The 22,601-nt window shown below is 70.9% G+C and carries 21 protein-coding genes; 11 read left to right on the forward strand and 10 right to left on the reverse strand.

Going from position 1 to position 22,601, the window contains the following annotated elements; genetic code table 11:
• The first annotated feature begins 34 nt into the window (after nucleotides 1–34).
• Nucleotides 35–466 carry a VOC family protein gene (locus tag ACGFT1_RS23255; protein ID WP_373910869.1) on the forward strand — a complete coding sequence of 144 codons (432 nt, stop codon included), beginning with the start codon at nucleotides 35–37 and terminating at the stop codon, nucleotides 464–466.
• 20 nt (nucleotides 467–486) lie between these two features.
• Here the strand turns inward: ACGFT1_RS23255 and ACGFT1_RS23260 are convergent, their stop codons facing one another.
• Both ACGFT1_RS23260 and ACGFT1_RS23265 read right to left on the reverse strand, forming a co-directional pair.
• Nucleotides 487–1,041 (reverse strand): methylated-DNA--[protein]-cysteine S-methyltransferase, encoded by a 555-nt coding sequence (locus ACGFT1_RS23260; RefSeq protein ID WP_373910870.1) that lies wholly within the window; start codon nucleotides 1,039–1,041, stop codon nucleotides 487–489.
• A gap of 41 nt (nucleotides 1,042–1,082) precedes the next feature.
• Nucleotides 1,083–1,955, reverse strand: a complete 873-nt coding sequence (locus ACGFT1_RS23265; protein ID WP_373910871.1) for a glycerophosphodiester phosphodiesterase — start codon at nucleotides 1,953–1,955, stop codon at nucleotides 1,083–1,085.
• 277 nt (nucleotides 1,956–2,232) lie between these two features.
• On the opposite strand from ACGFT1_RS23265, the gene ACGFT1_RS23270 reads away from it, so the two are divergent.
• The 7 genes from ACGFT1_RS23270 (at nucleotide 2,233) to ACGFT1_RS23300 (ending at nucleotide 9,639) form a co-directional block, all read left to right on the forward strand.
• Nucleotides 2,233–3,099: an MHYT domain-containing protein gene (locus ACGFT1_RS23270; protein WP_373910872.1), complete on the forward strand. Its 867-nt coding sequence runs from the start codon at nucleotides 2,233–2,235 to the stop codon at nucleotides 3,097–3,099.
• 40 nt (nucleotides 3,100–3,139) lie between these two features.
• Nucleotides 3,140–5,287: an excinuclease ABC subunit UvrB gene (gene uvrB, locus ACGFT1_RS23275; protein WP_373910873.1), complete on the forward strand. Its 2,148-nt coding sequence runs from the start codon at nucleotides 3,140–3,142 to the stop codon at nucleotides 5,285–5,287.
• Between the two features lie 160 nt (nucleotides 5,288–5,447).
• On the forward strand, nucleotides 5,448–6,026 hold the full coding sequence (locus ACGFT1_RS23280; protein WP_361984456.1) for a TerD family protein: 579 nt from the start codon (nucleotides 5,448–5,450) through the stop codon (nucleotides 6,024–6,026).
• Nucleotides 6,027–6,168: 142 nt separating this feature from the next.
• On the forward strand, nucleotides 6,169–6,852 hold the full coding sequence (locus ACGFT1_RS23285; protein WP_373910874.1) for a hypothetical protein: 684 nt from the start codon (nucleotides 6,169–6,171) through the stop codon (nucleotides 6,850–6,852).
• 135 nt (nucleotides 6,853–6,987) lie between these two features.
• On the forward strand, nucleotides 6,988–7,164 hold the full coding sequence (locus ACGFT1_RS23290) for a hypothetical protein (protein WP_373910875.1): 177 nt from the start codon (nucleotides 6,988–6,990) through the stop codon (nucleotides 7,162–7,164).
• A gap of 222 nt (nucleotides 7,165–7,386) precedes the next feature.
• Entirely contained in the window at nucleotides 7,387–8,385 is a 999-nt protein-coding gene (locus tag ACGFT1_RS23295) for a TerC family protein (protein WP_373910876.1), read from the forward strand.
• A 153-nt stretch (nucleotides 8,386–8,538) separates the two neighbouring features.
• Nucleotides 8,539–9,639, forward strand: coding sequence for a calcium:proton antiporter (locus ACGFT1_RS23300; RefSeq protein ID WP_373910877.1), 1,101 nt, complete (start codon nucleotides 8,539–8,541; stop codon nucleotides 9,637–9,639).
• A 94-nt stretch (nucleotides 9,640–9,733) separates the two neighbouring features.
• Here the strand turns inward: ACGFT1_RS23300 and ACGFT1_RS23305 are convergent, their stop codons facing one another.
• Nucleotides 9,734–11,005 (reverse strand): MFS transporter, encoded by a 1,272-nt coding sequence (locus ACGFT1_RS23305; RefSeq protein ID WP_373911052.1) that lies wholly within the window; start codon nucleotides 11,003–11,005, stop codon nucleotides 9,734–9,736.
• 211 nt (nucleotides 11,006–11,216) lie between these two features.
• Between ACGFT1_RS23305 and aroQ the strand changes: the two genes are divergently transcribed.
• A complete protein-coding gene (gene aroQ, locus ACGFT1_RS23310; protein WP_362222888.1) occupies nucleotides 11,217–11,690 on the forward strand; it encodes a type II 3-dehydroquinate dehydratase in 474 nt (157 codons plus the stop codon).
• A 20-nt stretch (nucleotides 11,691–11,710) separates the two neighbouring features.
• On the opposite strand, the gene ACGFT1_RS23315 is transcribed toward aroQ, so the two are convergent.
• From ACGFT1_RS23315 to ACGFT1_RS23335, 5 genes are all read right to left on the reverse strand, one after another.
• Complete coding sequence (locus tag ACGFT1_RS23315; RefSeq protein WP_373911053.1) at nucleotides 11,711–12,439, reverse strand: amino acid ABC transporter ATP-binding protein; 729 nt, start codon at nucleotides 12,437–12,439, stop codon at nucleotides 11,711–11,713.
• A gap of 65 nt (nucleotides 12,440–12,504) precedes the next feature.
• On the reverse strand, nucleotides 12,505–13,440 hold the full coding sequence (locus ACGFT1_RS23320; protein ID WP_373910878.1) for an amino acid ABC transporter permease: 936 nt from the start codon (nucleotides 13,438–13,440) through the stop codon (nucleotides 12,505–12,507).
• Complete coding sequence (locus tag ACGFT1_RS23325; protein WP_373910879.1) at nucleotides 13,437–14,321, reverse strand: ABC transporter substrate-binding protein; 885 nt, start codon at nucleotides 14,319–14,321, stop codon at nucleotides 13,437–13,439. The genes ACGFT1_RS23320 and ACGFT1_RS23325 overlap by 4 nt, the downstream gene beginning before the upstream one ends.
• A gap of 362 nt (nucleotides 14,322–14,683) precedes the next feature.
• On the reverse strand, nucleotides 14,684–15,340 hold the full coding sequence (locus ACGFT1_RS23330; RefSeq protein ID WP_373910880.1) for an MBL fold metallo-hydrolase: 657 nt from the start codon (nucleotides 15,338–15,340) through the stop codon (nucleotides 14,684–14,686).
• A gap of 44 nt (nucleotides 15,341–15,384) precedes the next feature.
• Entirely contained in the window at nucleotides 15,385–16,071 is a 687-nt protein-coding gene (locus ACGFT1_RS23335) for a maleylpyruvate isomerase family mycothiol-dependent enzyme (protein ID WP_373910881.1), read from the reverse strand.
• Between the two features lie 222 nt (nucleotides 16,072–16,293).
• Here ACGFT1_RS23335 and uvrA point away from each other — a divergent pair, with 222 nt between their 5' ends.
• The gene (gene uvrA / locus ACGFT1_RS23340; protein ID WP_373910882.1) at nucleotides 16,294–19,320 is read left to right on the forward strand and encodes an excinuclease ABC subunit UvrA; all 3,027 of its coding nucleotides are present in this window, start codon (nucleotides 16,294–16,296) and stop codon (nucleotides 19,318–19,320) included.
• 198 nt (nucleotides 19,321–19,518) lie between these two features.
• Here the strand turns inward: uvrA and ACGFT1_RS23345 are convergent, their stop codons facing one another.
• On the reverse strand, nucleotides 19,519–20,439 hold the full coding sequence (locus ACGFT1_RS23345) for a carbohydrate kinase (protein ID WP_373910883.1): 921 nt from the start codon (nucleotides 20,437–20,439) through the stop codon (nucleotides 19,519–19,521).
• Between the two features lie 310 nt (nucleotides 20,440–20,749).
• On the opposite strand from ACGFT1_RS23345, the gene ACGFT1_RS23350 reads away from it, so the two are divergent.
• Entirely contained in the window at nucleotides 20,750–21,178 is a 429-nt protein-coding gene (locus tag ACGFT1_RS23350) for a Rieske 2Fe-2S domain-containing protein (RefSeq protein ID WP_373910884.1), read from the forward strand.
• A gap of 431 nt (nucleotides 21,179–21,609) precedes the next feature.
• Here the strand turns inward: ACGFT1_RS23350 and ACGFT1_RS23355 are convergent, their stop codons facing one another.
• Nucleotides 21,610–22,563, reverse strand: a complete 954-nt coding sequence (locus ACGFT1_RS23355) for a hypothetical protein (RefSeq protein WP_373910885.1) — start codon at nucleotides 22,561–22,563, stop codon at nucleotides 21,610–21,612.
• Nucleotides 22,564–22,601 lie beyond the last annotated feature (38 nt).

Genomic DNA, 22,601 nt, shown 5'->3' on the forward strand with positions numbered 1-22,601 from the left:
GCGACCTGTGGGGGACGCCACCAGCCTGGGCCGCATGACGAACAACACCACGCGTCTCGACCACGTCGTCCTGTGGGTGGCCGATCCCGTCGCGGCAGCCGGCTTCTACGAGACGGCCGTCGGCCTGGAGCCGATCAGGGTCACCGAGTTCACCGACGGAAGGGCGACTTTCCCCTCCGTACGTGTCAACGAGGAGACCATCCTCGACCTCGCCCCGCGCACCTTCGCCGCACGCATGAGGATGCTGCCCGGCTCGGCCGACAGCGCGGGCCACCCCGTCAACCACCTCTGCCTGTCCCTGCCGGCCGACGCCTTCGACGCCTTGCGCGCCCGCCTCGAGGAACACGGTGTCCCCGTGTCGGACATCGACCACGGCCTGTCCGGCGCCCGCGGCGACGCGACCCGCAGCTTCTACTTCCGCGACCCCGACGGCAACATATTCGAGGCCCGGCACTACGACGACTAGCCGTGCGTCCGCCGGGCCGGTCAGAACAGCGGCTCGGGCAGCACGCCCTCCAGGGCGAGCAGCTTCCGCTTGGTCTCCAGTCCGCCCCCGAAACCGCCGATGCCACCACCGCTCTCCACCACCCGGTGGCACGGCACGACCACCGGCAGCGGATTGGCGCCCATCGCGGCGCCGACCGCCTGCGCACCGCCGGGCTGCCCGACCCGCCCCGCCAGATCGCCGTACCCGACCACGGCGCCGTACGGCACCGTGGCCGCCAGTGCGCGCAGCACCTGCCGGTTGAACCCGGATATCAGCGACCAGTCCAGCGGCAGGTCGAATGCGTGCCGCTCACCCGCCAGGTAGGCCCGCACCTGGCGTACGGCCTCCGCCAGCAACGGCGCGTCCGGATCCTCCACGGGCTCGCGGCCCAGCCGGACGGCCAGCCGCTCCAGAGCTCGCAGGCGCACGGCGTCCGACGCGTGGAAGACGACGTTCACCAGGCCGTCACCGGTCGCGGCCAGCATCAGCGGGCCGATGTCCGTGCCCATGACGGCCCACACGAGTCGCTGCTCATCCCGCCCATGGCTGTCCATGCGCCCACCGTACGACCCGGCACTGACAACGCCCGCCCCGCTCAGTCCGAGGACAGTGCCGCCCGCACCACGTCGGGCTTGTTGCTGATGACCCCGTCGACGCCGTAGCCGGCGACCCGGCGCGCGGTGGCGGCGTCGTTCACCGTCCAGGCGAACAGCCCGAGCGGCCTGCCGTGCGGCCCGTCGATGGCGTGCGCGGCCGACACGTAGTCCCGGGACAGTGAGCCGTACGAGGGATTCACCAGATCGACGAAGTCCGCGAACTCGGGCAGATCCGAAACGGTGGGCGTACCCAGGTAGGCGGTGGTGACCGCGGGCTTCAGCTCGTGGACGGTCCGCACACTCTCGGCGCTGAAGCTCTGCACGATCAGCCGCCCCAGATGCCGGTCGTCCAGCCAGCCCTCATTGGCGAGGAGCTTCAGGGTCTGCTGTTCGAGACCCGGGTACAGTGCGGGGTTCTTGATCTCCAGGAGCAGCCGCTCGTGGTTGTGCTCCAGCCGCCGCATGTACTCCGCCAGCGTCGGCACGCGCGTGCCCGTGTACGCGGAGGAGAACCAGCTGCCGGCGTCCAGCCGGGCGATCTCGGCGGCGGTGAAGTCCTTCACCTTCCACGGCGCGCGGCCGGGGAAGACCTGCTCGACGTCCGTCGTGCGTTCCAGGCTGTCGTCGTGGAGGACGACCAGCACACCGTCCTTGGTGCGCTGGACATCGTTCTCGACCCAGGAGAAGCCCAGCTCGGCGGCCTTGTCGATGGCGGCCAGCGTGTTCTCGGGGGCGTAGGCGGAGGCGCCCCGGTGGGCGATCACCGTGGGCGGGCCGTCCTCGCCCGCCCGGGCGTCGGAGGTGGGGCTCAGCAGGATCGTCACCGTCCCCAGGACCGTGGCGACGGTGGCGGCGACCACGCGCGCGTACATGCGTACTCCTCGCGTCGAGCGAATACCGACAGCCCCAGACTGACAGCACAGGGTCAACCCCACCCGGGCGCACGATGACCACAGATCGAACGGGGGTCCCCGCGACCGCACACCAGTGCCACACAAGTGCGGCAACGCCGTGTTTCTTTGCTCCGGAATCGTTCGACCATTCCGGTGGGGGTCATACTCTCTGCGACAACCCTGACCGCCGTGCGGTCCTGGGACGGGGGCGCAGTCATAACATTCCGGGACGTATGAAGGCGGAAGGGCAGCCGCGATGCGAGGCACGGTCGACGGATTCAGCTACGGGGCGGTCACCCCGTTGGTGGCCTACCTGATGGCCTGCCTCGGTGGCGCCCTCGGCCTGCGGTGCACCACCAGATCCCTGCTGGTCACCCACTCCAGGCGGCCCGCCTGGCTGGCCCTCGGCTCGGCCGCGATCGGCTCCGGCATATGGACCATGCACTTCGTCGCCATGATGGGCTTCTCCATCCACGGGGCGCCGATCCACTACGACGCGCCGATGACCTACGCGAGTCTCGCTCTCGCCATCATCATGGTCGGTGTCGGGATCTTCATCGTCGGCTACCGGGGCGCCACCGGCACCCCGCTCTTCACCGGCGGCACGATCACCGGTCTGGGCGTCGCCTCCATGCACTACCTCGGCATGGCGGGCGTCCGCTTCCACGGCCGGTTCACCTACAACACCTTCACCGTCGCCGCCTCCGTAGTCATAGCGGTCGTCGCCGCCACCGCCGCCCTGTGGGCCGCCGGCCGCGTCCGGGGCTTCCTGTGGAGCGTGGGCGCGAGCCTGGTCATGGGACTCGCGGTCAGCGGCATGCACTACACCGGGATGGCCGCCCTCGTCGTTCACCTCGACGGCGTCTCCCAGGCCACCGGAGGCGGGCCCGAGGCCTCCGTGCTCGCGCCGATGCTGATCGGACCGCTCGCCTTCCTGCTCCTCGCGGGCGTCGTCGTGATCTTCGATCCGCTGATGGTCACCGGCCGCCCCGACTGGACGCCCGTCGAGGACAAGCCGGGCGTGCCGGCCGCCGCCGTCGCCTCCCACACCGACCGCCGGCCCGCCCTCCACGGGGGACACCGGCCCGAGCACCAGGGTCACCGCACCCCGCAGAACCGCTGATCGGGGCTCGTTGTCAGTGGAGGGTCGTACGGTGGATGGCATGCGGCCCGTTTCCCACATCGAACGCACGGTGGCGCCTTTCGAGGTCGTCAGCCCCTACCAGCCCAGCGGCGACCAGCCGGCGGCCATCGCCGACCTGGCCAAGCGCATCGAGGCCGGTGAGAAGGACGTCGTCCTCCTGGGCGCGACCGGCACCGGAAAGTCCGCCACCACCGCGTGGATGATCGAGAAGCTCCAGCGCCCCACGCTCGTGATGGCGCCGAATAAGACACTCGCCGCCCAGCTGGCCAACGAGTTCCGCGAGCTGCTCCCCAACAACGCCGTCGAGTACTTCGTCTCGTACTACGACTACTACCAGCCCGAGGCCTACGTCCCCCAGTCGGACACCTACATCGAGAAGGACTCCTCCATCAACGAGGAGGTCGAGCGACTGCGCCACTCGGCCACCAACTCGCTGCTCACCCGCCGTGACGTCATCGTGGTCGCGTCGGTGTCCTGCATCTACGGCCTCGGCACCCCGCAGGAGTACGTGGACCGCATGGTCCCGCTCAGGGTCGGCGACGAGGTCGACCGGGACGAGCTGCTGCGCCGCTTCGTCGACATCCAGTACACCCGCAACGACATGGCCTTCACCCGCGGCACCTTCCGGGTCCGCGGCGACACCATCGAGATCTTCCCGGTCTACGAGGAGCTGGCCGTCCGCATCGAGATGTTCGGCGACGAGATCGAGGCGCTGTCCACGCTCCACCCGCTCACCGGCGAGATCATCAGCGACGACCAGCACCTGTACGTCTTCCCCGCCTCCCACTACGTCGCCGGACCCGAGCGCATGGAGCGGGCCGTCAACGGCATCGAGAAGGAGCTGGGGGAGCGCCTCGCCGAGATGGAGAAGCAGGGCAAGCTCCTGGAGGCCCAGCGCCTGCGCATGCGCACCACGTACGACCTCGAGATGCTCCGCCAGATCGGCACCTGCTCCGGCGTGGAGAACTACTCGATGCACTTCGACGGCCGCCTGCCCGGCTCCCCGCCCAACACCCTGCTGGACTACTTCCCGGACGACTTCCTGCTCGTCATCGACGAGTCGCACGTCACCGTCCCGCAGATCGGCGCGATGTACGAGGGTGACGCGTCCCGTAAGCGCACCCTCGTGGACCACGGCTTCCGCCTGCCCTCGGCCCTGGACAACCGTCCCCTGAAGTGGGAGGAGTTCCAGGAGCGCATCGGTCAGACCGTCTATCTGTCGGCCACCCCGGGAACCTACGAGCTGTCCCGCTCGGACGGTGTCGTGGAGCAGATCATCCGCCCCACCGGCCTGGTCGACCCGGAGGTCGTGGTCAAGCCCACCGAGGGACAGATCGACGACCTGGTGCACGAGATCCGCAAGCGCACCGACAAGGACGAGCGGGTCCTCGTCACCACGCTGACCAAGAAGATGGCCGAGGACCTCACCGACTACTTCCTGGAACTCGGCATCCAGGTCCGCTATCTGCACAGCGACGTCGACACCCTGCGCCGCGTCGAACTGCTGCGCGAGCTGCGCTCCGGTGAGTACGACGTCCTGGTCGGCATCAACCTGCTCCGTGAAGGCCTCGACCTGCCCGAGGTGTCCCTCGTGGCGATCCTGGACGCCGACAAGGAGGGCTTCCTCCGCTCGGGCACCTCGCTGATCCAGACCATCGGCCGCGCCGCACGGAACGTCTCCGGCCAGGTTCACATGTACGCCGACAGGATCACCCCGTCGATGGCGAAGGCCATCGACGAGACGAACCGCCGCCGGGAGAAGCAGGTCGCCTACAACAAGGCCAGAGGCATCGACCCGCAGCCGCTGCGTAAGAAGATCAACGACATCGTCGCGCAGATCGCCCGCGAGGAGGTCGACACCGAACAGCTCCTCGGCTCCGGTTACCGCGCGGCGAAGGACGGCAAGGCCGCCAAGGCACCTGTCCCGTCGCTCGGGGACAGGGCGGCCAAGGGCGCGAAGACCGGCAAGAACGCCAAGGGGGCCAAGGGCAGGACGGTCCCGACGGACCGGCCCGCGGCCGAACTCGCCGGACAGATCGAGGAGATGACCGAACGGATGCGCGCCGCCGCCGCGGAGCTCCAGTTCGAGATCGCGGCCCGGCTGCGTGACGAGGTCTCCGAGATGAAGAAGGAGCTGCGCCAGATGCGGGAGGCAGGCCTCGCCTGACCTCCGCCACCGCGCCGGACCCCGCTCCCCTGCCAAGTGTTGCAACACCGACACAAAGCGCGGTTCGGGGTTCGGCGCCGTCGCCGCCCCTGCGTAGGGTCTTGACAACCGCGCGGCACGATGGCGCGGCAACAGGGGACTGTCGAGAGGGGAATCAGCCGTGTCCGTGAACTTGTCCAAGGGTCAGGCCATCAGCCTGGAGAAGCAGGACGGGGGCACCCTGACCGCCGTCCGTATGGGCCTTGGCTGGCAGGCGGCGAAACGGCGCGGCCTGTTCGGCTCGCGTACCCGCGAGATCGACCTGGACGCCTCGGCCGTCCTCTTCGCCGGCGGGGAACCCATGGACGTCGTCTTCTTCCGCCACCTGGTGAGCGACGACGGTTCGGTGCGCCACACCGGTGACAACCGCGTCGGCGGCGCCGGTCAGGGCGGGGACGACGAGGCGATCCTGGTGGACCTCCAGCGCGTTCCGGTCCACGTCGACCAGATCGTCTTCACCGTGAACTCCTTCACCGGCCAGACCTTCCAGGAGGTGCAGAACGCCTTCTGCCGTCTCGTGGACGAGACCAACGGCCAGGAACTCGCCCGTTACACCCTGGCCGGCGGAGGCGACTACACCGCCCAGATCATGGCCAAGGTGCACCGCGCCGGCGCCGGCTGGACGATGACCGCCATCGGCGCGCCGGCCAGCGGCCGCACCTTCCAGGACCTGATGCCGGCGATCCTGCCCCACCTGTAGGACCGGCCGGCCACCGGGCACGGCACGCGGGACACCACGACACGGGGGCGACGGCGATGGCGGCCGAGCTGGTGCGGGGTTCGAGGACCTGGCCCGCACCACGGCCGCGTACCGCAGCGCCGTCGACTTCGCCGACTCCCGCTTGGACAAGGAGCTGGACCAGGTTCTCGCCGATCCGCGGGCCAGGCTCGGCCCGACGAGCGAAGCCGCCCGCGAGGCGGCCCATGCCCGGCGCGCCCAGTTGGTCGACCAGGCGCGCGCGGTCCTCGACCGCGGCCTCGCCCAGCTCACCGCCGAGGCCGAGGTGGTCGAGCCCGCCCTCCCGCCGGCCTGCGCCGCTGGGACCAGCCCGTCCGGCACGCCCGTCGCCCACCCGCCGAGCCGCCGATCGCCCTGCGGCTCGGCGACATCCCTCTCCTCGGAGAGCGTGCCCCTTCGCATACCTCTGCTGGTCAGGCTGCCACGGGAACGGGGTCTGTGGGTCGACAGCGGTCCGGCGGCACCGGCCGACGGGGTGACGCGGGACTCCGCCGAGCTGCGGCACCTGGCCCTGGAGACGGCGGTCGCCCTCACGGCGCGTCTGCTCGCCGTACACCCGCCGGGGGCGTTCGCCGTGCGGGTCGCCGACCCGGCGGGGGCCGGAGCTCAGGCGCTGCTGCCGCTGACGCGGTCGGGAGTCCTGGCGGCGCCGCCCGCGGCCGGGGCAGCGGGGGTCACGCGGGTGCTGGAGCACCTCACCCGGCGCGTCGCCCTGGTCGAGATGGCGATGCCTGCCGGCGCGGCCGGGTCGCTGCCGGCCGCTTCGACACCGCGCAGCAACTCCTGATCGTCCACGACTTCCCGCCCGGGTTCGACGACCGGACGGTGGCCCGGCTGCGTTGTCTCGCCGACGAGGGGCCGGCCGGCGGCGTGCACCTCGTGCTGGTGGCGGACCGGGAGGACGCCGCCCCCCCACGGCCCCTTGCTGGATCCGTTGTGGCGTTCGCTGCTGCGACTCACCCCGCTGCCCGGTGATCACCTCGCCGATCCCTGGGTCGGTCAAGCGTGGACGTACGAACCGTCCCCGGTCCCGACCGGCAGCCGGATCGTACCGGAGGTGCTCGCGGAGGTGGCCAGAACCCTGACCAAGTACGAGTAAAGCGCTGTGAGCAGGCTTTTTAGATCTTTCTTTACGTTCCTCTTTACCATTCCTTGGTCATTGGGGTACTGTCTCTTGTGCGGAGGGGAGTACTCCCTGACTGCGGCGCACCCGTCAATACGGACCGGTTCCGGTCCCGGGACGCCGGCCCATCATGGGTGGAAGAGACCTCCGGCAGCGACGACGCTGACGTATTTGCCGTGACGTAATGCCGGAGGTGCAGTGCAAGTCACCCTGACCCTGTGGGTCCTCACCATCGTGGGCCTCGCCGCCCTGATCGCCGTCGACTTCTTCATCGGCCGCAAGCCGCATGAGGTGTCGGTCAAGGAAGCGGGCGTCTGGACCGTCGTCTGGATCGCCCTGGCCGGTCTGTTCGGCCTCGGCCTCCTCGTGTTCGGCGGCGGGCGACCGGCCGGCGAGTTCTTCGCGGGCTTCATCACCGAGAAGTCGCTGAGCGTCGACAACCTCTTCGTCTTCGTCCTGATCATGGCGAAGTTCGCGGTGCCCACCCGGTACCAACAGCGCGTCCTGCTCGTCGGCGTCCTCATAGCCCTGGTCCTGCGGGCCGTCTTCATTGCCGCGGGAGCCGCGATCCTCGGCAGCTTCTCCTGGGTGTTCTACCTCTTCGGCGCCTTCCTGATCTGGACCGCCTGGAAGCTCATCCAGGAGGCCCGGGCGGACCAGGAGGACGAGGAGTTCGAGGAGAACAAGCTGCTGAAGGCCGCGGAGCGCAGGTTCGGCGTGGCCGACCGGTACCACGACACGAAGCTGTGGATCCGGCAGAACGGCAAGCGCGTCATGACCCCGATGCTGGTCGTGATGCTGGCCATCGGCACCACCGACGTGCTGTTCGCCCTGGACTCCATCCCCGCGATCTTCGGTCTGACCCAGGACCCGTACATCGTCTTCACCGCCAACGCCTTCGCCCTGATGGGACTGCGCCAGCTGTACTTCCTCATCGGCGGACTGCTCAGGAAGCTGGTCCACCTGTCGTACGGACTGTCGATCATCCTCGGCTTCATCGGGATCAAACTGGTACTGCACGCCCTGCACGAGTCCGGGGTGCACGTGCCGGAGATCAGCATCCCGGTCTCGCTCGGTGTGATCTGCGCCGTCCTCGCCGTCACCACGATCACCAGCCTGGTGGCCTCGCGGAAGCAGGCGGCCGTGGAAACGGCGCACGTGGACGAGGGCACTCCGAGACAGAACGCCGACGCCTGACCGCGCTGACGGCCCTGCGGGGCCCCGATCAGACGCGGTGGTCCGGCCGGTGCGGTATCCGGCCGGACCGGTTCCGGGCCCGCGACGGAAAGGGCGAGAGGTATCCGAGAAGGACGGAATGCGAATCCTGTAAGCCTCTGCGAGCATCGCCGCATGACCACTCGGCTGCGGTCGCTCACCCGGCGATGGACGATCGTCGTGCCGGTGCTCGCGATCGTCCTGCTGGTCCTCATCTGGGGCCGGCACCTGCCCGGAGCGGTCGTCGCCCTGGTGACCGTCGTTCTCGCCGGCGCCGTCCTGGCGGCGGTGCACCACGCCGAGGTGGTCGCCCACCGGGTGGGCGAACCCTTCGGCTCGCTGGTGCTCGCCATCGCCGTCACGATCATCGAGGTGGCCCTGATCGTCACCCTCATGGCCGACGGCGGTGCCAAGAGTTCCACCCTGGCCCGGGACACCGTCTTCGCCGCCGTGATGATCACCTGTAACGGCATCGTCGGGATCTGTCTGCTCGCCGCCTCCCTGCGGCACGGCACGGCGGTTTTCAACCCCGAAGGCACGGGTGCGGCACTGGCCACCGTGGCGACGCTCGCCACGCTCAGCCTGGTGCTGCCGACGTTCACGACCAGCAAGCCCGGACCGGAGTTCTCCACGGTCCAGCTGACGTTCGCGGCGCTGTCGTCACTGATCCTCTACGGCCTGTTCGTGGCCACCCAGACCGTGCGCCACCGTGACTACTTCCTGCCCATCACCCGTCAGGGCGAGGTCATCACCGGGGACGACCACGCCGGCCCCCCGTCCGCCCGCACCGCCTGGACCAGTCTCGCTCTGCTCGGGCTGGCACTGGTCGGCGTGGTCGGCCTGGCCAAGGGCGTGTCACCCACCATCGAGTCGGGTGTGGCGGCGGCGGGCCTGCCCCCCGCCGTCGTCGGTGTGATCATCGCCTTGCTCGTCCTGCTGCCCGAGACCATCGCCGCCCTGCGCTCCGCCCGCCGTGACCGGGTGCAGACCAGCCTCAACCTGGCGCTCGGCTCCGCGATGGCCAGCATCGGCCTGACCATCCCGGCCGTGGCGCTCGCCTCCGTCTGGCTGTCCGGGCCGCTCGTCCTGGGCCTCGGCGCGACCCACATGCTGCTGTTGCTGCTGACCGTGGTCGTCAGTTCCCTGACGGTGGTGCCGGGCCGCGCCACCCCCCTCCAGGGCGGCGTGCACCTGGTGCTGTTCGCGGCCTACCTGGAGCTGGCGATCAACCCATGAGCGTGCGCCATCACGCGTAGCCCGCCCCCCCCTTGTCCCGTCGGTGCCCAGTCCTCCACCACCCCCGGCCCGCCGACGCCGGCAGCGCGTCCGATCAGCCGGTCACCGGTTCCGCCGCCGCTACGGGCACCGGCCGTGTCTCGGGCAGCAGCGCGAAGCACGCCAGGCTGAGCAGGGCCATGCCGCTCAGATACGCGCCCACCCCCCAGGGGACACGCCCGCCCCGCTCCGCGAGCGTCGTGGCCACCAGGGGGGTGAGCGCGCCGCCGAGCACCCCGCCGAGGTTGTAGCCCACGGCGGCGCCCGTGCAGCGCACCCGCGGCTCGTAGAGTTCCGGCAGGTAGGCGGCGATCACCGCGAACATGGTGGTGAAGGCCAGCAGGGCGCCCAGGATGCCCAGGAACATCAGCAGCGGCTCGCCGGTCGCGAGCAGTGCGACCATCGGGAACATCCACAATGCGCTGGCCGTACACCCGGTGAGACACATCGGCCGGCGTCCGTAGCGGTCACCGAGCAGTGCCGCGAGCGGCGTGAGCGCGCCCATCACGAGCACCGCGGCCATGACACACGTCAGCATGACCGTGCGGCTCACACCGAGCCGTTCCGTGGCGTAGGCCAGTGACCAGGTCGTCACCGTGTAGAACACCGCGTACCCGGCGGCCAGCGCCCCGGCCGTCAGGAGCACCGGTCGCCCGTGATGCCGCAGGACCTCGATGAGCGGCACGCGCGCGTGGTCGTCGATCTCCAGGAACCGCGGGCTCTCCGTGAGCGACGAACGCAGCCACAGACCGGCCAGTGCCAGCGCGCCGGCCGCCCAGAACGGCACACGCCACCCCCACCGCGCGAACTCCGCGGCGGACAGCGTCGCCGACAGCACGAGCACGATGCCGTTGGCCAGTACGAAGCCGAGGGCCGGCCCCACCTGAGGGAAACTCGACCAGAGGGCGCGCCGTCCGGCGGGCGCGTGCTCGGCGGTCAGCAGCACCGCCCCGCCCCACTCCCCGCCGAGGCCCAGCCCTTGAAGAAAGCGCAGGACGAGCAGCAGCACGGGCGCGGCGACACCGATGGTCCCGTACGAGGGCACACAGCCGACGGCGACCGTCGAGGCGCCGGTGAGCAGCAGGGAGACGACGAGCACGGGCCGCCGTCCGCGCCGGTCCCCGAGATGCCCGAAGAGCACCGCCCCCAGTGGCCGGGCCACGAACCCGACCCCGAACGTCCCGAACGCCGCCAGCGTCCCCGCCGCCGGGGAGAACGTCGGGAAGAACAGGGGTCCCAGGACCAGTGCTGCGGCGGTGCCGTAGACGAAGAAGTCGTAGAACTCGATCGCCGTCCCGGCGAGTGAGGCGGCCGCGAGCCGCGGCATGGACGGTGTGCTGACGCGGCGTACCTCGTGCATACCGGGTCAACCGCCTGGAACGATCAGGAGTCACGGGGCGTGCGGAAGCACCGCGCGAAGCCGGGGCACGCGCCGTGGTGACCGGCGCGCACGGCTCCTTGTCCGCTCCGCCCACCGTGATAGACCGGGTGCGAGCAGCGGTCGTCGACGCACCGCCCCGAACGGACCCGGAGGAACCGTGCCCCGCACCCTGGCCAACGCCCCGATCATGATTCTCAACGGGCCCAACCTGAACCTGCTCGGCCAGCGCCAGCCCGAGATCTACGGCAGGGACACGCTGGCCGACGTGGAAGCGCGGTGTGCCGAGGCGGCGGCCGCGCACGGCGGCACGGTGGACTTCCGGCAGTCCAACCACGAGGGCGAGCTGGTCGACTGGATCCACGAGGCACGGCTGGGCCACTGCGGGATCGTCATCAACCCCGGAGCGTACTCGCACACCTCGGTGGCGATCCTGGACGCGCTGAACACCTGCGACGGCATGCCCGTCCTGGAGGTGCACATCTCCAACATCCACCAGCGCGAAGCGTTCCGGCACCACTCCTACGTGTCGCTGCGCGCGGACGGCGTCATCGCCGGCTGCGGGGTGCAGGGCTACGTGTTCGGCGTGGAGCGGGTCGCGGCCCTGCTGGGGGCGGCGCGGGCGGACGCCTAGCTGACCCCCGTGCCGGGGCGTTACAGCCGGCCCGCCTCCACGATCCGCCGCAGGAAGCGCCGGGTGCGCTCCTGCCGCGGGTCACCGAAGACCTGCTCGGCCGTGCCGCGCTCCAGCACCACCCCGCCGTCGAGGAAGCACACCTGGTCGGCGACGTCCCGCGCGAACCCCATCTCGTGCGTCGCCAGCACCATGGTCATGCCCTCGTCCTTCAGGCCGCGCACCACCTCCAGCACCTCGCCCACGAGTTCGGGGTCGAGCGCGGCCGTGACCTCGTCCAGCAGCAACAGCCGGGGCCGTACGGCCAGAGCCCGCACGATCGCCACCCGCTGCTGCTGGCCGCCGCTGAGCCGGTCCGGGTACGCATCCGCCTTGCCGGCCAGGCCGAGGCGCTCCAGCAGCTCACCGGCCCGCTCCTCGGCCTCCTGCCGGGAGACGCCGTGCACCCGGCGCGGCGCGAGCGTGATGTTGTCGAGCACGGTCATGTGCGGGAAGAGGTTGTAGGCCTGGAAGACCACGCCGATACGGCGGCGCACCGCGTCCCGGTCGGCCCGCGGGTCGGTGATCTCCTCACCGTCCAGCCAGATCGCGCCGTCGTCGATCTCCTCCAGGAGGTTGGCGCAGCGCAGCAGCGTCGACTTGCCCGACCCGGAGGCGCCGATGAGGGCGGTCACGGTGTGCGGGGCGACCTCCAGGCCGACGTCCCGCAGGACGACCGAGCCGCCGAAGGTCTTGCGGACGGACTCCATCCGCAGCACGGGCGCGCCGCTGTCCGGGATGCTCGCAGGGGTGCTCACAGGGATCCTCCGCACGCTCACAGGGCCCCTCCCTGAGCCCGTTGCCTGTCCATCCTGGCCGTCACCCAGTCCGTGAAACGGGTCATCGGGATGGTCAGCGCCACGAACACCAGCCCCGCGACGATGTACGGCGTGTAGTTCAGACTGCGGCCCACGATGATGTCGGCCGCGCGGACGGCGTCCACCGCGCCGCCGATCGAGACCAGGCCGGTGTCCTTCTGCAACGACACCAGGTCGTTGAGGAGCGGTGGCACCTGCCTGCGCACCGCCTGCGGCAGGACGACGTAGCGCAGCGCCTGCCGGTTGGTGAGGCCCAGCGAGCGGGCCGCCGCGCGCTGTGAGGGGTGGACGGACTCGATGCCCGCCCGGAAGACCTCCGCGACGTACGCCGAGTACGTCAGGGTCAGCGCCGTACCGCCGAGCAGGACCGGGTCGACCGTCACGCCCTGGAGCCGCAGCGCGGGGACGCCGAGGACCACGATCATCAGATTGATGATGAGCGGAAGGCCGCGGAAGAAGTCGGTGTACGCCGCCGCCAGCACCCGGAGCGGGAAGAAGACCGGGCCGCGCAGGGTCCGGGCGACGGCGATCAGCATGCCGAGGATCAGGACGGCGACACCGCAGATCAGCAGCAGGCGGACGTTCAGCCACAGACCTTCGAGGACCTTCGGGAACGCCTCGCGCGCGTAGTGCGCGCTGAAGAAGGTCTCCTTGGTGCGCGGCCAGCCCGGCGCGCCGACGACGACCAGGTACAGCGCGGCGGCCGTGACGAGCGTCGAGAGAGCCGCGACGGCCGTGGCGCGCCGGGCACGCGCGCGCTGGTAGCGCTCGCGCGCCAGCCGCCGCTCGGAGGGCACGTAACCGTCACCGGGCACGCCGTCTTGGCACGCGTCGGCCGTGTCGCCCTTGTCGTCCGCCCCCTCCGGGGCCGGTGCGCCGCGGGTGACCGTCACTTGAGCACCGGGGCGTCGACGGCGTCCGAGAGCCACTGCTTCTCGATCCGGGCCAGCGTGCCGTCCTCGCGCAGGGCGTCGACGGCGCGGGTCACGCACGGGGTCAGTGCGCTGCCCTTGTCCAGGACGAGCCCGAACTGCTCGGGTGTGCCGCCCTGGTTCTCGAACTGGCCGACGATCTTCGCCTCCGTCACCTCCGCCGCGGTGATGTAGAACGCGGTCGGCAGGTCGGTGACGATGGCGTCCACCTGCCCATTGCGCAACGCGGACTTGGCCTGGTCGTTCTTGGCGTAGACGGCGGGCTGCCGGGCCGGCTTCACCACGTCGGTGATGTAGTCCAGGCTCGTGGTGCCCACCTGGGCGCCCAGCTTCAGCTTCTTCAGGTCGGCGATGTCCGCCGCCCTGGCGGCCTTGCCGTCCTTCAGCGCGATGACGGCCTGACGTACGTCGTAGTAGCCGGAGGAGAAGTCCACGGCCTTCTTGCGCTCGGCGCTGATCGAGACCTGGTTGATGTCGAAGTCGAAGGCCTTCACTCCCGGCGCGAACGCCTTGTTGAACGGCACGCTCTGCCATACCACCGCCCTCCTGCCGTACCCCAGCCGTTTCGCCACGGCGTAGGCGACCGCTGACTCGTAGCCCTTGCCGTTGGCGGGCTTGCCGTCCTTGAACCAGGGCTCGTACGCCGGTTCGTCCGTCGCGACCGTCAGCTTCCCCGATGTCTTGGTGGGGAGGCCGCCCTGCGCGCAGCTGTCGGCGGCCGGTCCGGAGGGGACCGCCGACGCGTTGTCCTCGGGCTGCGGCGCACAGCCGACAGCGGTGGCGAGCAGGGCTGTGGTCGCGGCGGCTACCGCGCGGCGCAGGAGGCGAGGAGCAGGATGCATGGCCGGAGAGTGGCAGCGAACGACGCGTATGTCCAGGTCACGGCGGTAGTTGTCCGCATACTGGGAACGGGTGTTGCCACCGTGTGAACACAGGGGAACACAGCCCCTCACGTGCGCGTGTCCGCACCCTGGGCCGTCGGCCGAGGGTGGGAAGACCGGCGGCCCTGCCGCGCAGGAGCCGTCATCCTGCGCGGGTTGCCACCGGTTGACCGCCTCGCACCGCACCGCGGGAGCGCGCGCCGGGCGCGTGCGGAATGTTCACACGGGGCGCGGTGTGCGTGCCGCACGCCGGGCGTGCGAGCAGGATCCACGCCCCGTGCGAAGGCAGGGTGCGTGCGCCGCTGTGAGCGTCCGCGCGCGGCTCACCACCCGCGCGCGTGCCACTCCGGCAGGTGCGGCCGTTCCGCGCCCAGCGTGGTGTCGTCGCCGTGCCCGGGGTAGACCCACGTCTCGTCCGGCAGCGCGCCGAAGATCTTCGTCTCCACGTCGCGGATCAGGCTGGCGAACGCCTGCGGATCCTTGCGCGTGTTGCCGATCCCGCCGGGGAAGAGACAGTCACCGGTGAAGACGTGCGGATGGCCGTGCGGGTCGTCGTAGATCAGCGCGATGGAGCCGGGCGTGTGCCCGACCAGGTGGCGCGCGGTGAGCCGCACCTGGCCCACCGTGATGACGTCGCCGTCGTCGACGAGGACGTCGGTGGGCACCGGGATGCCGGGAGCGTCGTCGCGGCCGGCATAGGTGCGCGCGCCCGTGCCGGCGACGACCTCGGCGAGCGCCTGCCAGTGGTCGCCGTGCTGATGGGTGGTGACGACGGACGCGATGCCGTCGTCACCGATCATCGCCAGTAGTGTCGGCGCCTCGTTGGCGGCATCGATCAGAAGCTGCTCGTCGGTGGCCCGGCAGCGCAGCAGATAGGCGTTGTTGTCCATCGGGCCGACCGCGATCTTGGTGATCATCAGGTCTTTCAGCTCGTGCACGTCCGCCGGCCCGCCGACCTTGACCTCTCCGGAGTACGTCATGGCGGCCAGCCTATAGCGGGGGAGCCCCGGCGGACGCTGCCGTCCTACAGCGGGGGCAGCTTCGGCAGCGCGCCGCCCCGCACCTCCAGCGCCGCCCCGTCGCGGCGCCCGGCGAGCCAGCCCAGCAGATCGGCCGGCCGTCCGGTGACGGTGATTTCGGACACCTCCGCCTCGCGGCCGGTGCTCCACGCGCGCGTGCCGTTCGTGATCCGGGTCGCGGGGACGTCTTCGTGCCCGGCGAACCGCTGCGCGAGGAAGCCGGTCTCCCGCTCCAAGAACTCCGCCGGGAGATCTTCCAGCTCGTACCCGGTCCCGAGGTCGACGTGATGCAGCTCCACCTCCGCCCACCGCCGGAACGGGATCCGGGCCGCCGAGTCGGTGACCCCGTTGCGCAGCTCCACGGTGCGCGTCCAGTCCGCGGGCGCGTCCCCGGCCGCCTGGAAGCGGGCCGCGCTCTCCCTGAGGTCCGCGAGCTGGACCGCCACGGGCCGCGGGGAGTCGTGCTCTATGTCGGCGTCGCGCTGCTCGGCGCTCGCGTACATAGGACGCCCGTCCAGGACGTTCACGAGCGCGTCGGCGTTGCGGGCGATGTGGGCGAGCACATGCCCGCGGCTCCAGCGGGGAAGCCGTGACGGCAGGGCCAGTGACGCGTTGTCCAGCTCGGCGACCGCGATGAGGAGCCGGCTGGTCGCGTCACGTACACAGGCCAGGTCATGAGCGTGATCAATCATGGTGCTGACCCTAGTCCCGCCACACCTTCGGGTGAAGGTGAGGAACCTCGCCCGCAAATCGAAAGCACGTGCTATATCGTCGAAGGTGGCGTCGGGCATGCTGGAGGGTCGGGGGTTGTTATGCAACCGGGCAATCCGACCGGCGTTGTCAGTGGCTCCCCCTAGTCTGAAGAAGCTCGGGGGCCCCGCCCCTGTCACTTCTCTAGAAAGGTGCGGACCGGCGTGGCCGACCGTCTCATCGTCCGTGGCGCGCGCGAGCACAACCTGAAGAACGTGTCGCTCGACCTGCCTCGTGACTCGCTCATCGTCTTCACGGGCCTGTCCGGGTCGGGCAAGTCCTCCCTGGCCTTCGACACCATCTTCGCCGAGGGCCAGCGCCGTTACGTGGAGTCGCTCTCCTCGTACGCACGGCAGTTCCTCGGGCAGATGGACAAGCCCGACGTCGACTTCATCGAGGGCCTCTCCCCGGCGGTCTCCATCGACCAGAAGTCGACCTCCCGCAACCCCCGCTCGACGGTCGGCACGATCACCGAGGTCTACGACTACCTGCGGCTGCTCTTCGCGCGTATCGGCAAGCCGCACTGCCCCGAGTGCGGCCGCCCGATCTCGCGTCAGTCGCCGCAGGCGATCGTGGACAGGGTCCTGGAGCTCCCGGAGGGGAGCCGCTTCCAGGTGCTGTCCCCGCTGGTGCGCGAGCGCAAGGGCGAGTTCGTCGACCTCTTCGCCGACCTCCAGACCAAGGGCTACTCCCGCGCGCGCGTCGACGGCCGGACCGTCCAGCTCTCCGAGCCGCCGGCCTTGAAGAAGCAGGAGAAGCACACCATCGAGGTGGTCGTGGACCGCCTCACGGTGAAGGACTCCGCCAAGCGCCGCCTCACCGACTCCGTGGAGACGGCCCTCGGCCTGTCCGGCGGCATGGTGGTGCTCGACTTCGTGGACCTCCCCGAGGACGACCCCGAGCGCGAGCGCATGTACTCGGAGCACCTCTACTGTCCGTACGACGACCTCTCCTTCGAGGAGCTGGAGCCCCGTTCCTTCTCCTTCAACTCGCCCTTCGGCGCCTGTCCCGAGTGCAGCGGCATCGGCACGCGCATGGAGGTCGACCCCGAGCTGATCGTCCCGGACCCCGACAAGTCCCTGGACGAGGGTGCCATCCACCCCTGGTCGCACGGGCACACCAAGGACTACTTCAGCCGCCTGATCGGCGCCCTCGCGGAGGCCCTGGGCTTCCGCACGGACATCCCCTTCGCCGGTCTGCCGCAGCGCGCCAAGAAGGCCCTGCTGCAGGGCCACAGGACCCAGATCGAGGTGCGGTACCGCAACCGGTACGGCCGCGAGCGCGTCTACACGACGCCCTTCGAGGGCGCCGTGCCGTTCGTGAAGCGCCGGCACAGCGAGGCGGAGAGCGACGCCAGCCGCGAGCGCTTCGAGGGCTACATGCGCGAGGTGCCCTGCCCCTCCTGTGAGGGCACGCGCCTGAAGCCGATCGTCCTCGCGGTCACGATCATGGGCAGGTCGATCGCCGAGATCTCCGCGATGTCGATCAGCGACTGCGCCGACTTCCTGGGCGAACTGAAGCTCAGCGCCCGCGACAAGAAGATCGCCGAGCGAGTTCTGAAGGAGGTCAACGAGCGGCTGCGCTTCCTGGTGGACGTCGGCCTGGACTACCTCTCGCTCAACCGTGCGGCCGGCACCCTCTCCGGCGGTGAGGCGCAGCGCATCCGCCTGGCCACCCAGATCGGCTCCGGCCTCGTCGGCGTCCTCTACGTCCTGGACGAGCCCTCCATCGGCCTGCACCAGCGGGACAACCACCGGCTGATCGAGACCCTCGTCCGGCTGCGTGACATGGGCAACACGCTCATCGTCGTCGAGCACGACGAGGACACCATCAAGGTCGCGGACTGGATCGTGGACATCGGTCCCGGCGCCGGTGAGCACGGCGGCAAGGTCGTGCACAGCGGTTCCGTGAAGGAACTGCTCGCCAACACCGAGTCGCAGACCGGCGCGTACCTCTCGGGCCGCAAGTCCATCCCGCTCCCGGACGTGCGCCGCCCGCTCGACCCCTCCCGGCAGCTCACCGTGCACGGTGCCCGCGAGAACAACTTGCAGGACATCGACGTCTCCTTCCCGCTCGGCGTGTTCACGGCCGTCACCGGCGTCTCCGGATCCGGCAAGTCGACGCTGGTCAACGACATCCTCTACACGCACCTGGCCCGCGAGCTGAACGGCGCCCGGAACGTCCCCGGACGGCACACGCGCGTGGCGGGGGACGACCTGGTCGACAAGGTGGTGCACGTCGACCAGTCCCCGATCGGCCGCACCCCGCGGTCCAACCCGGCGACCTACACCGGTGTCTTCGACCACGTCCGCAAGCTGTTCGCCGAGACCACCGAGGCGAAGGTCCGCGGCTATCTGCCGGGGCGCTTCTCCTTCAACGTCAAGGGCGGCCGCTGCGAGAACTGCTCCGGTGACGGCACCATCAAGATCGAGATGAACTTCCTGCCGGACGTCTACGTCCCGTGCGAGGTCTGCCACGGCGCCCGGTACAACCGGGAGACCCTGGAGGTCCACTACAAGGGCAAGTCCATCGCCGAGGTGCTCAACATGCCGATCGAGGAGGCCATGCACTTCTTCGAGGCGGTCCCGGCGATCTCCCGGCACCTGAGGACGCTGAACGACGTCGGTCTCGGCTACGTCCGCCTCGGCCAGTCGGCCACCACCCTCTCCGGTGGTGAGGCGCAGCGCGTCAAGCTCGCCAGCGAACTGCAGAAGCGGTCCACGGGACGTACGGTCTACGTCCTGGACGAGCCGACCACCGGTCTGCACTTCGAGGACATCAGCAAGCTGCTCACGGTGCTCGGCGGGCTGGTCGACAAGGGCAACACGGTCATCGTCATCGAGCACAACCTCGACGTGATCAAGACCGCCGACTGGGTCGTGGACATGGGTCCGGAGGGCGGCGCCGGTGGTGGCCTGGTGGTCGCGGAGGGCACGCCCGAGGAGGTCGCCGGTGTCCCGGCCAGCCACACCGGCAAGTTCCTGCGCGAGATCCTCGGCGCTGACCGCGTCAGCGACGCCGAACCGGTCAAGGCGCCGCGGGCCACGACGGCACGGAAGACGGCCGCCGCCAAGTCACCGGCGAAGAAGACGGTGACGGCCAAGGCCAACAGCGCCCCGGCCACGAAGACCGCCACGGCCACGAAGAAGGCGACGCCCGCGAAGAAGGCCACGCGCGCCCGCAAGGCCTGAGCCGGGCCCGACCGGTAGGCGGCCAGAAGCGCCATCCGGCTCCGGCTGACACGTCATCAGAAAGTCGGCGCCCCGTGGGAACTCCTCGCGGGGCGCCGTTCGTTCTCTCGACAGCCAGCCCGGTTCCGCGGTCCGACAGGTCCCCGCACACCGCAGGGCCGGCCGTACCTTGTCAACAGCACAGGGAGAACAGACCGCTCACAACGCGGCCGGCCCGCCCAGCTCGGCCGCGTACGGCGGCTCGGCCCCCGCCCGCGAGCAGGTGACCGCAGCCGCGCGGGCCGCGAAGCGCAGCAGCCGGGCCCAGCCCTCCGCCCCGAGGGCGCCGAGCGCTTCCGGCGTCAGCGCGTCTCGCACGGCCAGTCCGTGCAGCAAGGCCGCGTTCACCGTGTCACCGGCGCCGATGGTGTCCACGACACTGACTTCCTCACCGGGCACGGAATGCTCCCCGCCGTCCCGGGTGAACACGGTCAGGCCGTCGCCGCCCCGGGTGACCACCACGGCCGACGGTCCCGCGGCCAGCCATGCGCGCGGGGTGCCGCCGAGCCACGCGGCATCCTCCTCGGACACCTTCAGCAGCGTCACCGAGGGCAGCCAGCCCTCGAAACGCGTCCGGTAGGCGTCCGCGTCCGGGATCAGCCCCGCCCGGATGTTGGGATCGAGGGCGGTGAAGAGTCCTTGTCCGGCAGCGGTACGCATCAGCTCCTCATAGGCGCTCGCTCCCGGCTCCAGGGCGAGCGAACAGGTACCGAAGGACACGGCGCGCGTACCGGCGGGCGGGGTCACCGGGCCGGAGAACAAACGGTCGGCGGTGCCGTCGACATAGAAGGAGTAGGCGGCCGAGCCGGTGGTGTCGACCGTCGCCACCGCGAGGGTCGTCGGCTCCGGCCCGCGCTGCACGCCGGACACGTCGACCCCGGCCCGTCGCAGCCCGTCCAGCAGGGCCTCACCGAAGGCGTCGTCCGACACCCGGGAGCAGAAGGCGGTGCGGGAGCCGAGCCGCCCGAGGGCCACGGCGGTGTTGTAGGGGCCGCCGCCGAGCGCCGGTTTCAGCACCGCGAGGGCGCCGGGGCCCTGCGGTACGAGGTCGATCAGTGCCTCACCGGCAACGACGATCATGAGGTGGTGCCCTCCTTGGCGGACCCGAGTAGTGAGTGGCCCGGTCCCTGTGCCGGCTGGGTCGTGAGCCGGCCCGGTCCCGCCGACGGCTCCCCGCAGAGGTGGTGCGGACTGAACCGCCCCTTCCCGCCGACCGATTTCCTTTCCGGCCTGCGCCTGCGCCTGCGCCTGGGGCCGGCGAACCGGGACGGTATCTCACCGTCTCATCCCGCGTAAACGGGTGCGTGAGCACCTGCCGCCCCGGGATCCGGCGCGCTTCCTTCCCCCGGGTATTGTCGGCCTGCACACCCCTTGACCTGTGGAGAACCAGATGCCCGCCCGCTCCTCGGCAAGCCGCCGTACCGTCCTTCGAGGGGCCGCCGCTGCCCCGGTCGCCGGGCTCGGCCTGGCCGCGTGCTCGGCACCGGACGGGAGCGGACCGGCCGCGGCCACGCCGACCGCACCGGTCGATCTCGGTGCCGAGAGTGAGGTCCCGAAGGGCGGCGCCCAGCTCTACCAGGACCACAACGTGGTGGTCAGCCGCGACCGGAACGGCACGCTGAAGGCGTACAGCACGATCTGCACACACGCCGGGTGCCCCATCAACAAACTGCGGGGGACGACTCTGGTCTGCCCCTGCCACGGCAGCGAGTTCGACGCCGTGACGGGCAAGGTGGTCCAGTCGCCGGCCACCGAGCCCCTGGGCGAGCTGACGGTGAAGACCGCGAACGGCAGGATCATCGCCGGCCCGGCGGCCTGACGGAGGGCCCTGGGAGCCGCTCGGCCCGGACGGGGCCGCCGGGCCCGGATGTGAGCCGTCCACCGCGGTTCGGGAGCGACGAGGCCCGGAGGCCCGGGCCCGGACCGCCGCCCGGCCCCAGGAAGGCCGCTCGCCCGCAGCCGTCCACCGCTCGCCCGCAGCCGTCCACCGGTCGCCCGGAGCTGCGAGGGCACGCCCGCCCGGATCCGCGAAGCCCACAAGCCCGGCCCCGGCTGGCTCGCCCGGCCTCGGACCAGCTGCCCGGAACCGCCCGGACCGGCGACCGCCCGGACCGCCCCCGAAAGCCACCCACCCGGTGACCCCGTCGCGCAGCGCTGCCAGGCACGCAGCACACCGGCCCCTGCCGCCCCCGGTGCGGCGGTCAGCCGGATGGTTTCGGGCACGAGGGGGGACAGGCGGACAGGGGGCCGTCACTCTTGCTCCCACTCCCAGGCGATCCCCACGATGCCCGGCCGGATGCGCGGTTCGACCACGTGGGCACAGTGGTGCAGACCGGTCACGGCGAGTTCCTGCCGGCCGCCGCGTGGAGCCGCCGGCGAGTGCTGGGCGAAGCGGTGGCAGCGCACCGGCAGGGCGGAGGGGTCGAAGCGCACCTGGAGCGCGTACTGACCACCGGGGGCACCGAATCGCTGGAGATGCTCGCGGGCGGTCCCGGCCGTGCCGTCCTCGACGGCGTACCGGAAGAGGAACGTGTCGCCGGAGCGCAGCCGGGTGCCGAACAGCAGCTCGGCCACCAGCACGCCGGTGTCCTGGTCCCAGCGGAGGCGTCCCGTGCGGCAGTTCTCGAGGGCGCGCACGGTCATCCGGCGCGGATCGCAGCCCCGGTCGCCGTGGTGGACGGCGACGAAGCGGTCGACGCCGTCGCGGTGGGCCCGCACGATGTGGTGGGCCTCGCGGCCGGCCAGCTCGCGCCGGGCGCCGATCCGGACGCATTCGTGGTGGCCGAGGGTGTGCAACCCGCCGTCCACGGACCAGCCCAGGTCGGCCGTGAGCCGGTCCAGGACGTCCGAGGCCTCGATCAGGGACTGGTAGGAGCGGCCCCTCGCACGGCCGGGCGTCGCGCGCTCGTCGGCCTCGGCGAGCAGCCGGATCAGTGACTCGTCCGGCAGCTGGAGTATCTCCTCCAGCGCCCGTACGGCGCGCAGCGACTCCGGGCGTTGCGGGCGGCGGGCGCCCTGCTGCCAGTAGCTCAGGCTGGTCACGCCCACCGTGACCCCGCGGCGGGACAGGTGGTGCTGCACGCGCTGGAGCGGCAGTCCGCGTGCGGCGATCGCGGCGCGCAGCGCCACGTGGAAGGGGCCGCCGCGCAGGGCCGTGTCGAGTTCCGCGGTGGGGACGTCCGCGTGCTCTGTGGCATGCCGCATGCCGAGGGGCCTTTCTGTGAGATGTCACTCCGGCTGGT

Origin of the sequence: Streptomyces sp. Y20 (assembly GCF_043195475.1) — a bacterium.
In the GTDB taxonomy this organism is placed as follows: domain Bacteria; phylum Actinomycetota; class Actinomycetes; order Streptomycetales; family Streptomycetaceae; genus Streptomyces.

What these genes read in the sequence shown, in the direction of transcription:
- ACGFT1_RS23345 (WP_373910883.1), bottom strand. Translation starts at nt 20,439, where the DNA reads ATGATCGTCGTTGCCGGTGAGGCACTGATCGACCTCGTACCGCAGGGC.
- ACGFT1_RS23270 (WP_373910872.1), top strand. Translation starts at nt 2,233, where the DNA reads ATGCGAGGCACGGTCGACGGATTCAGCTACGGGGCGGTCACCCCGTTG.
- ACGFT1_RS23335 (WP_373910881.1), bottom strand. Translation starts at nt 16,071, where the DNA reads ATGATTGATCACGCTCATGACCTGGCCTGTGTACGTGACGCGACCAGC.
- ACGFT1_RS23305 (WP_373911052.1), bottom strand. Translation starts at nt 11,005, where the DNA reads ATGCCGCGGCTCGCGGCCGCCTCACTCGCCGGGACGGCGATCGAGTTC.
- ACGFT1_RS23315 (WP_373911053.1), bottom strand. Translation starts at nt 12,439, where the DNA reads ATGGAGTCCGTCCGCAAGACCTTCGGCGGCTCGGTCGTCCTGCGGGAC.
- ACGFT1_RS23350 (WP_373910884.1), top strand. Translation starts at nt 20,750, where the DNA reads ATGCCCGCCCGCTCCTCGGCAAGCCGCCGTACCGTCCTTCGAGGGGCC.
- ACGFT1_RS23325 (WP_373910879.1), bottom strand. Translation starts at nt 14,321, where the DNA reads ATGCATCCTGCTCCTCGCCTCCTGCGCCGCGCGGTAGCCGCCGCGACC.
- uvrB (WP_373910873.1), top strand. Translation starts at nt 3,140, where the DNA reads ATGCGGCCCGTTTCCCACATCGAACGCACGGTGGCGCCTTTCGAGGTC.
- ACGFT1_RS23265 (WP_373910871.1), bottom strand. Translation starts at nt 1,955, where the DNA reads ATGTACGCGCGCGTGGTCGCCGCCACCGTCGCCACGGTCCTGGGGACG.
- ACGFT1_RS23300 (WP_373910877.1), top strand. Translation starts at nt 8,539, where the DNA reads ATGACCACTCGGCTGCGGTCGCTCACCCGGCGATGGACGATCGTCGTG.
- ACGFT1_RS23255 (WP_373910869.1), top strand. Translation starts at nt 35, where the DNA reads ATGACGAACAACACCACGCGTCTCGACCACGTCGTCCTGTGGGTGGCC.
- ACGFT1_RS23260 (WP_373910870.1), bottom strand. Translation starts at nt 1,041, where the DNA reads ATGGACAGCCATGGGCGGGATGAGCAGCGACTCGTGTGGGCCGTCATG.
- ACGFT1_RS23355 (WP_373910885.1), bottom strand. Translation starts at nt 22,563, where the DNA reads ATGCGGCATGCCACAGAGCACGCGGACGTCCCCACCGCGGAACTCGAC.
- ACGFT1_RS23330 (WP_373910880.1), bottom strand. Translation starts at nt 15,340, where the DNA reads ATGACGTACTCCGGAGAGGTCAAGGTCGGCGGGCCGGCGGACGTGCAC.